Origin of the sequence: Nocardia lijiangensis NBRC 108240 (assembly GCF_001613045.1) — a bacterium.
In the GTDB taxonomy this organism is placed as follows: domain Bacteria; phylum Actinomycetota; class Actinomycetes; order Mycobacteriales; family Mycobacteriaceae; genus Nocardia; species Nocardia lijiangensis.
The window spans coordinates 43,479-57,498 of record NZ_BDBP01000033.1 but is presented as its reverse complement, the minus strand read 5'-3'; the positions used below and the strand labels follow the sequence as shown (position 1 = coordinate 57,498).

Below are 14,020 nucleotides of genomic sequence, written 5' to 3'. Positions count from 1 at the left end.
TCCGCTACGTCAGCCCGCCCGCGGTGGCGACGACCCAGGCGAGTTCGGTCTTGAAGATGTCGCTGTGCGCTCCGGAAGGCGGTCCGCCCGCGGTGACGACCTCCGAGGCATCGAGGTTCAGGATGCGGTGCGGCTGGAACGGGTAGGCGGTGCCGACGCCGCCGAGAGGCTGCCGGTCGGCGTCGAAGGCGCCGTGGGAACCCATGGCTCGGTAGCGGAAGAGCTTGTCCTCGGCTTCGGCCGCGTCGTCGCGCGCGGCGAGCGAGGCCAGCGGGTACATGACCCCGAGCGCCGAGTCGTGACTCGAAAAGCACACCGACAGCGGCCCGTTCACCCTGTCGAGGCGGCCTGCGAGCGCGCCGCTGCCGTCGCGGAACGGCAAGGCGCCGGTGAAGGCGAACCGGGAGAACGCGCCCTGCAACAGGGTGATCGACCTGACCGGTGACCCGTCGGTGTCGCCGAGTCCGTCGAGCGCGTAGGCGACGACGCGGCCGCCGAAGCTGTGGCCGACGAGGTGCACCCGCACCCCGCCGTCGCCCGCCGCGAGTTTCGCGATGACCGGGCCGAGGCCGGTGCGGCCGACCACGCCCGCACGGTTCTTCATCGTCCAGTAGCTCAGCTGCCGCAGCGCCTCCTTGGCGCCGTTGAGGCCGCGGGATACGAAGTCGCCGATCCCGCCTGCCGCCCCGCCCTCGGACTCGAATTCGACGCCGGTGTCGGCGAGCTTGGCGGCGAACTCGGTGAACAGGTCCACCGGATCGCGATCGGTGTCGAGCATGCCCGGCTCGGACGCGGTGACCTCGCCGTCGGCGAATCCCTCCGACGTGGCCGCGTGCAACGCGCGCAACTGCGCGAAGAGCAGCTCGGCCGTCTCCCGCGTCGGCGGCGACGCGAGCAGCTCGGCGATCGTGTCGAGTTCCGTTGCGCCGTCGGGGAACAAGCTCTTCAGGTCGGCGAGGACCTCGGGCTCGAGGGTGGGCGAACCGGCGTGCACGGTCGGTGTCGTACCGGTCGCGGCCGCGCCACCGCCTTCGGCCGGTCGCGGCGTCGGCTCGAGGTCGGGAATCGGCTCGTCGCGCCACAGCTGCGAGGGCCAGAGGATGCCGACGAATCCCACCTTGCGTTCGGCGCCCAGGTGGGCGGCGAGCAGGTCGAACCAGCGCTGGTAGAGCCGAATCGCGGTGTCCTGACCGTTGTTCCAGCCGTGCGAGAACATCACCAGGTCGGTGACGCCGAGCGCGGCGCGCTCCTCGGTCAGCGCGGCGACCAGCTGCTGGTCGGCGTCGCCGTCCTTGTCGAAAACGAGCCGCCAGAACGGGCGGCCCGCGATGGTCTCGGTCATGTCGTGGTCCTTCCGGGAATTTCACACTGATTGCAGGGCGCGCATGAGGTCCACGAGCCCGCCGCCCTGGAACGCGCGATCGCGGCCCAGCGAGGTCGCCGAGTCGACGAAGATGCGCTTGATGGCCTCGGGATCGCCGATGAACTCGCGCTGTACCGAGAGGAACGCCGCGACCGCACCGGAGACGTGCGGGGCGGCCATGCTGGTGCCGGTGTGCTCGACATAGATCGCCATGCCGTCGACGCCGTGCTCGAGCGTGCGCTTGACCGGCAACAGCATTTCGCCCGCGGCGGCCGAGGCGATCCGCTCGCCGGGGGCGACGAGATCGGGTTTGCACCGCCCGTCCGCGGTCGGTCCTCGCGACGAGAAGTACGAGATGCCGAAGGAATGCGGCGCGTCCTTGTGTGTGGAGCCCACCGTGATGGCGCGCTCGGCGTTGCCGGGGTCGTTGATGGTCATTGCCGCGCTGAATTTCTTGACGTCCGACATCCGCGGATCGAGCGTGATGTAGCCGGAGTTTCCCGAGGCGACCACCACGACGACGCCGGAGCGCACGAGCTTGTCCACCTCGATACAGAGCGGGCTGTGACCGCATCCGAACCATTCGGGGTCGAACTCGTAGCCGAGGCTGAGGTTGACGCCGTGGATGCGCGACAGTTTCCCGCCGACGGCGTTGAGCTCCCGCACGTAGGCGAGCGCCTCGATCACCCGCGTGGTGCGGGCGATGAGGTTCCCGCCGCCGCTGAGTACCTTGAGGCTCAACAGCTTCGCGCGCGGTGCGATGCCCGCGAGGGATGCCGGGCTGCCGAACGGCCTCGGCTTCACTACCGGCATGCCAGGTTCCGCGACGTTGTGCCTGCGCTCCGTGACGAGGATGTGCTCGGGTTTGCCGTCCCAGAGCTCGAGTCCGCCCGCGATGATCCCGGCGACATGGGTGCCGTGCCCGCTCTCGTCTTTCAGCGGATCGCCCCCGGGATCGGTGAAGTCACGGTGCAGACCCCGCACCTCCGGGTCGTCGAGCGTGTGATAGCCCTGAAAGTGCGGATGGTCGCCCTGGATGCCGGAATCGATGACGGCCCAGACGATTCCGTCGCCGAAGCTGTTGAACGACCGCTGCGCGGCGGTGGCCTTGATCGTCCGTGCCGAGGTGTCGATCTGTGCGCGGACGTCGAAGTCGGGCCAGACCCGGTAGATCGCGCGGTCGTGCCACTCGATGCCGACGGCGTCGGCCGTCACCAAGCCCTCGATCTGGGTGGTGGTGAGCTCGCCGACCGCGTACTCGTCGGCGAGCGGACGCGGGGCTCCGTCGGTGTCCAGGTACCGCCACAGCTGGTCGACGCGAGCCATCGCCGCCCGCGGCCCGCCGACGAAATGCAGGTTGAGCTCGAGCATGATGGGGATCGGCTCCGGCGAGCGTGTCCGGTGGTCGTCCCGCGCGATGAACCGTTCCCGCAACGGCGGCGTCAGCACCCCGGCGAGGAGTAGTTCGGAGCTCGGCTCGGCCGCGACGAGGTCGCGTTCGGGAACATCCCTGGATCGGGTGCAGGCGGCCGGAAACGCGTCCCGGCCCGCGGCGGTCAGGTGCAGTGCGTCGACCCATCCGCGGGTGGTGAGCCGGTCCAGCGACTCGGCGACCCGGTGGTGCCAGGCAGGTTTGTCCTCCTCGTACAGCCGCGCCCGCGCGTCGAACCGCGACGCGAACCGGGCGGCGACCATCGTCAGCACCGCCTGCTCATCGATCTTCACGTACAGCGAGGAGAGCTCGCCGAGCGCGCAGAGCACGCGATCGGTCCAGAGCGCGTCGTCGCTCATGACGGCACCGCCGCAATCGCAGGGAAAACGTACCCCTCAGTTATCCACCCGGCGGCCGCTCGGGTCCTGAGTAGTGCGCTACCTCTCTTCCCGGGCGATCGAGCGACACGGCCGCGTACCGGGCCTAGAGGAGCTGGGGCCCGGCCAGCCCGATGCCGGCCGCGAGGTCGGCGAGGGTGGCGTCGAAGAGCACGTCCGGATCGCTGACCGGCATCGGATAGTTGCCGAACACCTCGAGGGTGACGTGCCCGTACAACCGTGCCCACAGCGTCATCATCAGATACGCCACCCCCAGGTCGAGTTTCTCGGCGGGGAACTTCTGGCCCGATTCGGCGAGCATGGCGAGCAGGTCGGTCTGGAACCCGATCAGATCCTCGCGCAACGCGGCGGGGATCGTGTCGGTCGACGGGGTCACCAGGTCGTAGGTGGTGAGCAACCGGCCCGCCGCGCCGAGGAAGACGCGGCCGAAGGGTTCGTCGAATTGCCGTATCCCGCCGGGGCTTTCACCGGTCGGCGAGGCGAAGACCAGGGTGAATTCGTGCGGATGGGTGAGGGCCCAGCGCCGAAAGCCCTTGCAGATGGCGAACAACTGCACGACGCCGTCGTCGGGGAGTTCGGCGACCTGCCCGGCGAGTTCGTCCGCCAGGTCCACGCAGATATCGCGGCGCAGCGCCGCGACCAGATCCTCGCGGGAGGCGTAGTAGCGATAGAGCGCGGGCGCGGTGATGCCGAGATCGCGCGCGATGGCGCGCAGGGTCAGCGCCTCGGGGCCGTGTTCGGCCAGCACGGCCCTGGCCACTCGCCGGATGTCCGCGTCGTTCACCGCGGGCATCCGGCCCCGTCGTGCGGGTTGTGTCATTCGTATGCGACCTGCCAGCTCTTGATGCCGTTCAACCAGCCCGAGCGTAGCCGCACCGGTTCGGAAACCTGCCGCAGATCGGGCATCACGTCGGCGATGGCGTTGAAGATCAGGTCGAGTTGCAGCCGCGCCAGGTTCGCGCCGACGCAGAAGTGCGTGCCGGTGCCGCCGAAACCCACGTGCGGGTTGGGGTTTCGGGTGACGTCGAATTCGAACGGCTTGGTGAAGCGCTCCTCGTCGAAGTTGGCCGAGGCGTAGAACAGTCCGACGCGCTGACCCTGCCGCACGGCCTGGCCGCCGATCTCGGTGTCCTGCAACGCCGTGCGCTGGAAGGCGACCACCGGCGTCGCCCACCGGACGATCTCGTCGGGCGCGGTGCGCGGGCGCTCGGCCTTGTACAGCTCCCACTGCTCGGGGAAGTCGACGAACGCCTTCATGCCGTGGGTGGTGGCGTTGCGGGTGGTCTCGTTGCCCGCGACCGCCAAAAGGATGACGAACCAGGCGAATTCGTCCGATCCGAGCGCCTCGCCGTCGATGTCGGCGGAGACGAGCTGGCTGACGATGTCGTCGGCCGGGCACTTGCGGCGCTCCTCGGCGAGATTCCACGAGTAGCCCATGATCTCCGCGGTGGCCAGCTTGTGGTTGCCGTCGAAATCGGGATCGTCGTAGCCCATCATCTGATTGGACCAGTCGAACAGCTTGCCCCGGTCGGACTGCGGCACGCCGAGCAGTTCGGCGATGGCTTGTAGCGGCAGCTCGCACGCCACCTGCTGGACGAAGTCGCCGCCGCCGGTCTTCTTGGCCTCGTGCACGATTCGCTCGGCGCGCTCGTGCAGCGCGTCGCGCAGGCTCTGCACGGCGCGGGGCGTGAAGCCGCGGGAGATGATCCTGCGCAGTTTGTCGTGGATGGGCGGATCGGTATTGATCAGCATGGCGCGCTGGATGTCGATCTCCTCGCGGGCGATGTCGCCGTTGAAGCGGATCACCGCGGTGTTGGCATGGGTGGAGAAGACCTCGGAGTTCTTGGAGATCTCCTTGATGTGGTCGAGCTTGCTGACCACCCAGTACCCGCCGTCGTCGAAGCCGCTCACGCCGTGGGGCTGGTCGACCCACCAGACCGGCGCGGTCCGGCGGAGCTCGGCCCATTCCTCGACGGGCAGACGGCTGGCGAGCAGGTCGGGATCGGTGAAGTCGAAATCGTGCGAGACGGATGGCGCGGACACGGGTACCTCCTTTGGAACACGTTCCACAGGAGTGAACCACACCACACCCGTTTTGTGAACACCATTTAGTAAATCGGGTTCACTGAGGGTCTGGCTCAGTCCGCGGGCGGTCCGGCGAGGATCGCCGTGACGACGTCCACGAGTTCGGTCATCACCTGCTCGGGGCTGAGCTGGATGCCCGAGATCGCGAGCAGATCCTGGGTCTGGTGCACGTCTCCGAGGACCTGGAAGGTCAATGTCATGGCCTGGGCGAGGCGGAACCGGAGGGTGGGGCGGGGCAGGTCGGGGAAGGCGCTGCCGAGCAGGGTCATGAAGCGGACGGCCTGGTCGGCGAATCCTTCGGCGACGGTCGACAGCGCGGGGTGGCCGCTGCCGAGGATGCTCGCGATGAACTTGACCCAGGAGCCGCCCTCGCCGGTCGCCATCTCCCAGACGGGCAGCACGAACGCCATGGCCACACCGCGGGCGGTGACGGCGCCCGCGTTCTCCACGTCGTCGAGCAGCGCCGCGCGCCGCGCCGCGACCGCATCGCTTCGCTGCCGGATCAACGCCTCGACGAGGGCTTCCTTGGAGCCGAAGTGGTAGTGCACCGCGGCGACGTTGGCTCCGGCGGCGGACATCACCGCGCGCAGCGAGACCGCATCGATGCCGCGTTCGGCGAACAGTCGCTCGGCGGCCAGCACCAAGCGCTGATCGGTCGGCATGGCTAGTTCTTCTTCGCTGATCCGAAGCTCGGCACGGTCCGCTGCGCTGGTCACCTGCTGCATTGTAATCACCGTTCGCCCAGCGTAGACGCGATCTCTATCAACTGATGCAATCACTTGATAGAGTGCGGTGGGTGAGCACGCCGACTCTCCCCGCCCACGACTTCGCAGCGCTGACCGGCCTGGTGACGGGCGATCCGGCCGACACCGTCGCGGTGGCGGAGGTCTTCACCGGAACCGTCGTGGCACAGCTGCCGCAGTCCTCGCCCGCCCACGTCGCGGAGGCGTTCGCTCGCGCCCGCGCCGCGCAGGCCGAATGGGCGCGCCTACCGGTCCGTCGTCGGCTCGCGGTCTTCGAACGCTTCCACCGCTTGGTCCTGGAGAATCACCGGACCCTCACCGACTTGATCCAGATCGAGACGGGCAAGGCGCGCCGGATGGCCTTCGAGGAGCTGTGCGATATCCCGATGGTCATCGGTCATTACCTGAAGCACGCGCCGCGCCTGCTGCGACCCGCGCGGCGTCCCGGCGCCATCCCGCTGGTCAGTACGTCGACCGAGATTCGTAAGCCGCGCGGCATCGTCGGCGTCATCGCGCCGTGGAACTTCCCGTTCGCCATCGGCTACTGCGACGCGATCCCCGCGCTGATGGCCGGGAACGGGATCGTGCTCAAACCCGACAATCGCACACCGCTCAGCCCGGCGTTCGGCCTGAAGCTGCTGCGCGAGGCCGGGCTGCCCGAGGGGCTGGTCCAGATCGTGTGCGGTGACGGGCCGGTGGTGGGGCCCGCGGTGGTGGACGAGGCCGATTTCGTCATGTTCACCGGCTCGGAGGCGACCGGGCGGCTGGTGGCGAAACAGGCGGGCGAGCGCCTCACCGAATCGTGCATGGAACTGGGCGGCAAGAATCCGATGATCGTGCTCGCCGACGCCGATCTGCCCGCGGCCGTGCACAGCGCGATCACCGGGGTTTTCGCCAACACCGGTCAGCTGTGTTTGCACATCGAGCGGATCTACGTCCAAGAATCGGTGTACTCCGCGTTCCGTGACGAGTTCGTCGCGCGCGTCGCGGCGCTGCGGGTCGGGCCGGGCTACGACTTCGACATCGATATGGGCGCGGTGGTCTCGGCGGATCAGTGCGCGCGCGTGGCGGCGCAGGTCGAGCAGGCCAGGGCCGCCGGGGCGCGCGTGCTCACCGGCGGCCGGATGCTGCCGGATCTGGGGCCGACTTTCTACGCGCCCACGGTGCTCGAGGGCGTCACCGCGGAGATGGACGTCTTCGGTGCGGAGACGTTCGGCCCCGTCGTCGCGTTGTACCCCTTCTCGACGGTCGACGAGGCGGTCGAGCTCGCGAACGACACGCGCTACGGGCTCAGCGCGAGCGTGTGGGGGCGCGACCTGTCGGCGGCGCGCGCGGTCGGTGCGCGCATCGCCGCCGGACACGTGAACGTCAACGACTGCTCCGCGCTCGCCTACGCCGGAAAGAGCACGCCCTCGGGCGGATTCAAGGCCTCGGGGATGGGGGTCCGCAACGGTGACGCGGGACTGCTGAAGTTCACCGAATCGACCAATGTGGCCACCTTGAAACGACAGGTGCTCGGCCCCAAGCCGGGGCAGCCGTACGACGAGTACCTCGAGCGCACCCTCACGACGCTGTCGCTGCTGCGCCGCTTCCGCATTCGCTGACGGGCGAATCGGGTTGCGCCGCAGCGTCGCTGCTGCGGCGGGCGGCAACTCGGCCCGGCGTTGGCCTGCGTCGCTGGACTGCGCCGCCGCTGGGAGGTACGGACTCGACTGCACGCGCCCGCGACCCACCTACCGGTCGACGCCGCGGTCGCGCTCGTCGGGATCAAGGGCGAAACCGGCTGATTGTCAGCCGGTTTCGTCAGTTCATCGTCAGTGGCCGAGCCGGTCGGCCGCCAGGGCGCGCACGGCCTTCTTGTCGGGCTTGCCGAGGCCGGTGAGCGGCAGTTCGTCGATGACGAGGACGTGCTTGGGCACCTGCACCGAGCCCTTGCGCTGCCGTACGGTCTCCTGGATCTCGGCGATCATCGTCTCGACGGCGGCCGGATCGCCCGGCGCGGCCGGATCGAGCACGACGACGGCGGTGACCGCCTCGCCCCAGCGCGGGTCCGGCACGCCGACCACCGCGACGTGCGAGACCGAGGGGTGTTCGGCGACAACGTCTTCGACTTCGCGAGGGAAGACGTTGAAACCGCCGGTGACCACCATGTCCTTGCTGCGCCCGACGATGTGCAGGAAGCCGTCCGCATCCTGGCGGGCGAGATCGCCGGTGCGCAGCCAGCCGTCGCGGAAGGTCTCCGCGGTCGCCTCGGGCTTGTTCAGGTAACCGGCGGCGACCAGCGGTCCGGAGACGCAGATTTCGCCGACCTCGCCGGGAGCCACGACCTTGTCGTCGCCGTCGAGCAGCGCGACACGCAGAGCGGCCGAGGGACGGCCGCAGGAGGTGAGGCGTTCGGTGTCGTGTTCGCGCTTGCCGAGGTAGCTGATGGTCATCGGCGCCTCGGACTGCCCGAAGTATTGCGCGAAGATCGGCCCGAAGCGCTCGATCGCCTGCGTCAACCGGGTCGGGTCGATGGCCGAGGCGCCGTAGTACACCGTCTCCAGCGACGACAGATCGCGGGTCGCCAGATCCGGGTGGTCGAGCAGCGCGTAGAGCATCGACGGCACCAGCATGGTCGCGGTGATCCGGTGCTCTTCGATGGCGCGCAGCACCTCGCCCGGTTCGAAGCGGGGGAGTACCACGCACTGCCCGCCGAGCAACACCACCGGGAGGAAGAAGGCGGCGCCCGCGTGCGAGAGCGGCGTGCAGATCAGGAACTTCGGCCGTTGCGGCCACTCCCATTCCGAGAGCTGGATCTGGGTCATCGTCGCCATGGTGAGCGCGGATCCGATGACGCCCTTGGGCTTTCCCGTGGTGCCACCGGTGTAGCTGATCGAGATGACGGCGTCCGGCGGCAGGTCGGTGGCCTCGATCGGCTCCGGATCGAACGCCGCGGCGGCGGCCGTCAGATCGACGCCGACGTCGGCGAGCTCCGGCGGCACCGCGCCGAGCACCAGGACCCGGTTCAGCTGGGGCACCAGGTCGACCAGTTCGCGAGCGCGCTGGACGAAGGCGGGTACCGGATCGAGCACCAGGGTGGTGATGCCCGCATCGGACAGCACATAGGCGTGATCGTCCAGCCCGCCCATCGGATGCAGTGCGGTGCGCCGGTAACCGCGGACCTGCCCGGCGGCGATGGTGAACAGCACCTCGGGCCGGTTGAGGGCCAAAACCCCGACGGGCGTGCCGGTCTCGACGCCGTTGGCCGCGAACGCGGCCGCGTAGCGGCTGATCGCGTCGAGCACGTCGGCGCCGGTGAGGATCGTGTCGCCGAGGGTCAGCACCGGATCGTGCCGGTGCCTGCGGAGTCCGGCGACCAGGCTGTGGCCGTTGTGCACCGGCAGCCGCAGGTGGGTGTCGTGATCGATTGTCGTCATGGGTGTTTCAGCTCCGAGGGCTTGTCGTCGATCATTGTCCAGCAGAGTTCGTTCATCCCGGCCCGGCATAGAGGGTGACGACACAGGCCCCGCCGAGACCGAGGTTGTGCGCCAGAGCGATCCGCGCGTCCGGGACTTGCCGGTCGGCGGCGAGTCCGCGCAGCTGCCAGGAGAGTTCGGCCGTCTGCGCCAGTCCGGTCGCGCCGAGCGGGTGCCCTTTGGAGATGAGCCCGCCGGACGGATTGACCACCCAGGCGCCGCCGTAGGTGGTGGCCCCGGACTCGATCAACGCGCCCGATTCGCCTGCGCCGCACAAACCTAACGCCTCGTAGGTGAGGAGTTCGTTGATCGAGAAGCAGTCGTGCAATTCGATCACATCGACCTCGCCGACGGTGATCCCCGCGGTGTCGAAGGCCCGCCGGGACGCGGCGCGGGTCATCGGCGCTCCGACGACATCGATCATCGACGCGGTGGAGAACGCGGTGTCGTCGTCGGTGACCAGTTCCTGCGCGAGGATCTCCACGGCCTGCGCCTCGAGTCCGTGCTCGCGCACGACGTCCTCGCTCACCAGCACGGCCGCCGTTGCGCCGTCCGACATGGGCGAGCACTGCGAGCGGGTCAGCGGGCCGTGCACAGGAACGTCGCCGAGCACCTGCTCCAGCGTGTAGGAATTCTGGAACTGCGCCAACGGATTCCGCGTCGAATGCGCGTGGTTCTTCACCGCCACGGCGGCCAGCTGTTCGGCCGTTGTGCCGTACCGCTTCATGTGCTCGAGCGCGGCGTTGCCGAAGAACTGCGTCGTCATCGGCGCGGAGCCGAAGTCGTACAGTTCGGACATGAGCCGCAGGTGGGCGTCGACCGTGGTGGTCTTCGGCGGCGTCGCGGGCGCGGCCATGGCCTCCTTGGTCATCTGCTCGAACCCGACGGCCAGCGCCACGTCCGCGAGGCCCGCGCCGACCCACTCGCGCGCCAGCACGAGCGCGGTGGAGCCGGTGGCGCAGTTGTTGTTGACGTTGACCACCGGAATACCGGTCATCCCGACGTCGTAGAGGGCGCGTTGCCCAGCCGCGGAGGGCTGGAACACATAGCCGACCGCGGCGCGCTGGACCCGGTCGTAGCCGAGGCCCGCATCGCCGAGCGCGTCGCGCACCGCCGCGCCGACCATCTCCGGATAGGTCCACCCTCGGGACCCGATCTTGACGAACGGCGTCATGCCGACGCCGACGACGAAGACCCGTCGCATTCCCGTACTCCTGTCTCGTGTCATTTCTGCACCTGCCGATATCGCCCATCGCACAGCGGATTTCGATGCCGCGTGGCCCGTGCTGGGCGTGCGGAAGGTCTGCGGGGAGTGGGGCTCATGTCGTCGGCCGTTCGCTGCCGACGACCCACAGCGCGTGGAATTGGGACGCGCCGCCCATGGCGTGGCCGATGGCTCGCCGGGCGCCGGGAACCTGGTGCTCGCCCGCCATGCCGCGGACCTGAAGGGCGGCCTCGAGGAAGCGGATCAGGCCGGTCGCTCCGGTGGGGTTGCCGGACAGTACGCCGCCGGACGGGTTGATCGGAAGGGACCCGCCGAACCGGGTGGTGCCGTCGTCGACGAGCTTCCAGCCCTGGTGCAGCGGGGCGAGCCCGATGTTCTCCAGCCACATCGGTTCGTACCAGCTGTACGGGATGTACAGCTCGGCGACATCGACTTCCCTTGCGGGATCGACGATTCCGGCCTGCCGGTAGGCGTCCGCGGCGCACTCGGCACCCGCGCGCGGGTTGACCTCGTCGCGTCCGGCGAAGTGCCCGGTCTCGGTGCGGAACGACATGCCGTGGATCCACGCGGGCGGGCGCGCCGGATTCCCCACCTGCGATCCCGCGGTCAGCACGATCGCGGCGGCGCCGTCGGAGGACGGGCACGACTCCAGGTAGCGGATCGGGTCCCACAGCATGCGGGATTCTTTGACCTTCTCGACGGTGATGTCGGGCATGTGGACGTGCGCGTACGGGTTGCGGATCGCGTTGAGCCGGTGATTGACCGCCACCTGCCAGCCGATGTGCTCCGGCGCGCCGGACCGGCGGATGTACTCGCGGATGACGGGCGCGAAATGGCCGCCCGCGCCCGCGCCGAGCTTCGCGCTGAAGGGCAGTCCGCGCGACAGCGCCCAGGTGAAATTGCCTTCGGACTCTTTGGAATACGCGGCGACCAGCACACGCCGGGCCAACCCTGCCTCGATCAGGTGCGCGCCGTAGATCGCCGCGTGCCCGCCGACGCTGCCGCCGGTGAAGACCCGGGTCACCGGAAGCCCGCGCGCGCTGAGCGCGTCGGCGAGATACAGCTCGGGGTTCATCACCCCGTCGAACAGGTCCGGCGTCTTGGACAGCACGACGGCGTCGACGTCGCCCAGTTCGAGCTCGGCGTCGGCCATCGCGGCCGCGACCGCTTCGCGCACCAACGCGCCGATGGTCACCTCACGGCGCTTGGCCTGCTTGCCCTGACCGATGCCGACGACGGCGACGGGTTCACTCATACCGGGTCTCCTTCCAGCAGGCAGACCAAATTCTGTTGCAGCGCTTGGCCGTTCGTAGCGTGCGCGAGGGCGCGCGTGGCCCGTCCCGAGCGAATGCCCGCGGCCGCCTCGGCGATTCGGATGAGGCCGGTCGCGGTGGTCGGCCTGCCCGCCAGCGGTCCGCCCGACGGATTGATCGCCGTCCCCGCGCCGAGGCCGAGCTCGCGGACCAGCAGGGGTTCCTGCGCGGAGTATTCGACGTGCAACTCGGCGATCTCGACCGCGCTCGCGTCGAAGCCCGCGGTCGCGGCCGCGCGGACGGCCGCGAGGCCCGCCGACGGTGCCCTGGTCAGATCGCGCGACCCCGGATAGTGCCCGTCCATCCGGTGGTCGATGCCGCGCACCCAGGCCGGACGTTCGCACAGCGACCTGGCCACGTCACCGGCGGCGAGCACGACGACGGCCGCCGCGTCGCCGACCGGTGACACGTCGTGAGCTCGCAAGGGCGCGGCCACATACGGCGCGGCGAGCAGTTCGTCGATCTCGTAGTCGCCGGAGACCTGGGCGTGCGGGTTGGCCGCGGCATCCGCCAGGCTGCGCGCGACGATCCCCGCCATCTCACGTTCCGTCGTCAGCTCGGACTGGAGCAGCGCACACGCCTGGACGCCCGCGATCGCGTCGCGGTGCGGTCGCAGGGGCGTGAGGTAGTACGGGTCCAGCTGGGTGGGTACGACCTGGTCGAGGTCGCGCGGCAAAGAGCCGCGGCCGATCCCGTACACCAGGGCGATGTCGCCGTGCCCGAGCTGGAGCCACGCCCACGCCTCGTAGAACGCCCACGCCGCGTCCATCTCCACGTGGGACTCCGCGATCGGCGGCCAGGCGCCGACGGCGTCGAGGGAGTCGATGTAGGCGAAAGTGCGTCCCTCGTGGAAGTCGTGACTGCCGGAGCACACGAAATCGACACGGTCGCGGTCGAGCGGGATTGCGGCGAGCGCTTCGCGGATCACCGGAAGCAGGATGCCCGCCATGTCGTCGCGCCGGTTCGCGGCGAGGCACGCGGATTGGGCGGAGCCGACGACGGCGACCTCACGCATGGGGGACCTCCTGGCCGGGCGCGACGGGGCGGTAATGGCGGATGCTCATCCAGGACGGCTCCAGATCAGCGCCGGCCCGCCAGACCGGTTCGACTTCCATGCCGATGTGCACATCACCGATCTCGACCTCGCGGATCAGGTGCATCAGCCGGGTGTCGGCGCCGTGCGGCTGGATGTAGGCCACCACGTACGGCGGGTCGATCTCCTGGCCGGGGAAGGGGAAGCTGACGACGCAGAAGGTGGAGACGACACCGCGCCCGTCGAGTTCGGTGGGTTCGTCGAGCTCGACGAGGCAGCGCGCGCAGAATTCCGGCGCGGGCAGGTACACGTGACGGCACGACGGGCAGGTGGCGGCCAGCAGCTTGCGTTCGGCCAGGCCACGCAGGAATCGCGAACGGCCGACACCGGCGACGAAGGTGTACTCCATCCGCAGCGGGGTCGGCATCAGCGAAACCGGTTCCGGCAGTGGGCTATTCATCGTCGTCCTCCGGCTCGAAACAGCGCAGGTCGGACAGCACGCCGCGGCGTTCGTCCGCCCACCGCGCCCGCACCCGCAGGCCCCGCCGGATCCGCGCCGGATCGCCGCCTGCGTCGAGGGCATGGAAGAACGTGCCTTCCGTGCCATCGATGGCGATCAACGCCCAGGCGAAGTCGCCGTCGACCGGATCGCCGTGGCGGTGCCGCACCCAGGTCCAGGATTCGACGGCGCCCACCGGCGCCAGCTCGACGAGCTCGCTCAGCTCCCGGCCGGTCACCGGATCGAACTCGGGCGGCGGGCACACCACCGTGCCGCGCTCGGTGCGCGCGCCGAACAGCCGCCGCTCGCGCAGACCGGCAAGGAACGTTCCGACGACCGGTCCCACCGTTCGCTCGAACGGGAACTCGATCTCGTAGGGGGCGCGCAGGCCTTCGTCGGCATCGGCGGACATCGGCAGCTCCTTTCTCGGCTGGAGTCTGCCTCAATCACATGATTGAATCAAGCGCTTGA

Annotated in this window: 12 protein-coding genes; 1 reads left to right on the top strand and 11 read right to left on the bottom strand. The window is 69.4% G+C overall.

Translation table 11 applies throughout. From position 1 onward, the window contains the following. Nucleotides 1-4: 4 nt before the first annotated feature. The 5 genes from NL1_RS13435 to NL1_RS13415 all read right to left on the bottom strand — a co-directional run bounded on the left by NL1_RS13435 (nucleotide 5) and on the right by NL1_RS13415 (nucleotide 5,994). Nucleotides 5-1,342, bottom strand: coding sequence for a lipase family protein (locus tag NL1_RS13435; RefSeq protein ID WP_067838793.1), 1,338 nt, complete (start codon nucleotides 1,340-1,342; stop codon nucleotides 5-7). A 21-nt stretch (nucleotides 1,343-1,363) separates the two neighbouring features. After that, entirely contained in the window at nucleotides 1,364-3,154 is a 1,791-nt protein-coding gene (locus NL1_RS13430) for a S8 family peptidase (RefSeq protein WP_067838790.1), read from the bottom strand. Nucleotides 3,155-3,278: 124 nt separating this feature from the next. Further along, nucleotides 3,279-4,013, bottom strand: a complete 735-nt coding sequence (locus NL1_RS13425) for a TetR/AcrR family transcriptional regulator (protein WP_067838787.1) — start codon at nucleotides 4,011-4,013, stop codon at nucleotides 3,279-3,281. Further along, complete coding sequence (locus tag NL1_RS13420; RefSeq protein ID WP_067838784.1) at nucleotides 4,010-5,236, bottom strand: cytochrome P450; 1,227 nt, start codon at nucleotides 5,234-5,236, stop codon at nucleotides 4,010-4,012. The genes NL1_RS13425 and NL1_RS13420 overlap by 4 nt, the downstream gene beginning before the upstream one ends. Nucleotides 5,237-5,331: 95 nt before the next feature. Continuing rightward, complete coding sequence (locus NL1_RS13415; protein WP_373862555.1) at nucleotides 5,332-5,994, bottom strand: TetR/AcrR family transcriptional regulator; 663 nt, start codon at nucleotides 5,992-5,994, stop codon at nucleotides 5,332-5,334. 80 nt (nucleotides 5,995-6,074) lie between these two features. On the opposite strand from NL1_RS13415, the gene NL1_RS13410 reads away from it, so the two are divergent. Beyond that, the gene (locus NL1_RS13410) at nucleotides 6,075-7,625 is read left to right on the top strand and encodes a succinic semialdehyde dehydrogenase (RefSeq protein ID WP_245673224.1); all 1,551 of its coding nucleotides are present in this window, start codon (nucleotides 6,075-6,077) and stop codon (nucleotides 7,623-7,625) included. A 210-nt stretch (nucleotides 7,626-7,835) separates the two neighbouring features. On the opposite strand, the gene fadD8 is transcribed toward NL1_RS13410, so the two are convergent. The 6 genes from fadD8 to NL1_RS13380 all read right to left on the bottom strand — a co-directional run bounded on the left by fadD8 (nucleotide 7,836) and on the right by NL1_RS13380 (nucleotide 13,961). Continuing rightward, nucleotides 7,836-9,440 carry a fatty-acid--CoA ligase FadD8 gene (gene fadD8, locus NL1_RS13405; protein WP_067838778.1) on the bottom strand — a complete coding sequence of 535 codons (1,605 nt, stop codon included), beginning with the start codon at nucleotides 9,438-9,440 and terminating at the stop codon, nucleotides 7,836-7,838. Between the two features lie 52 nt (nucleotides 9,441-9,492). Beyond that, nucleotides 9,493-10,683: a thiolase C-terminal domain-containing protein gene (locus NL1_RS13400; protein WP_067838775.1), complete on the bottom strand. Its 1,191-nt coding sequence runs from the start codon at nucleotides 10,681-10,683 to the stop codon at nucleotides 9,493-9,495. Nucleotides 10,684-10,798: 115 nt separating this feature from the next. Next, complete coding sequence (locus NL1_RS13395; RefSeq protein ID WP_067838772.1) at nucleotides 10,799-11,959, bottom strand: thiolase family protein; 1,161 nt, start codon at nucleotides 11,957-11,959, stop codon at nucleotides 10,799-10,801. Then, entirely contained in the window at nucleotides 11,956-13,032 is a 1,077-nt protein-coding gene (locus NL1_RS13390) for a thiolase family protein (RefSeq protein ID WP_067838769.1), read from the bottom strand. The genes NL1_RS13395 and NL1_RS13390 overlap by 4 nt, the downstream gene beginning before the upstream one ends. Continuing rightward, nucleotides 13,025-13,510: a Zn-ribbon domain-containing OB-fold protein gene (locus NL1_RS13385; protein WP_067838767.1), complete on the bottom strand. Its 486-nt coding sequence runs from the start codon at nucleotides 13,508-13,510 to the stop codon at nucleotides 13,025-13,027. The genes NL1_RS13390 and NL1_RS13385 overlap by 8 nt, the downstream gene beginning before the upstream one ends. Then, a complete protein-coding gene (locus tag NL1_RS13380) occupies nucleotides 13,503-13,961 on the bottom strand; it encodes a Zn-ribbon domain-containing OB-fold protein (RefSeq protein WP_067838763.1) in 459 nt (152 codons plus the stop codon). Before NL1_RS13380 ends, NL1_RS13385 begins: the two co-directional genes overlap by 8 nt. Nucleotides 13,962-14,020: the final 59 nt, after the last annotated feature.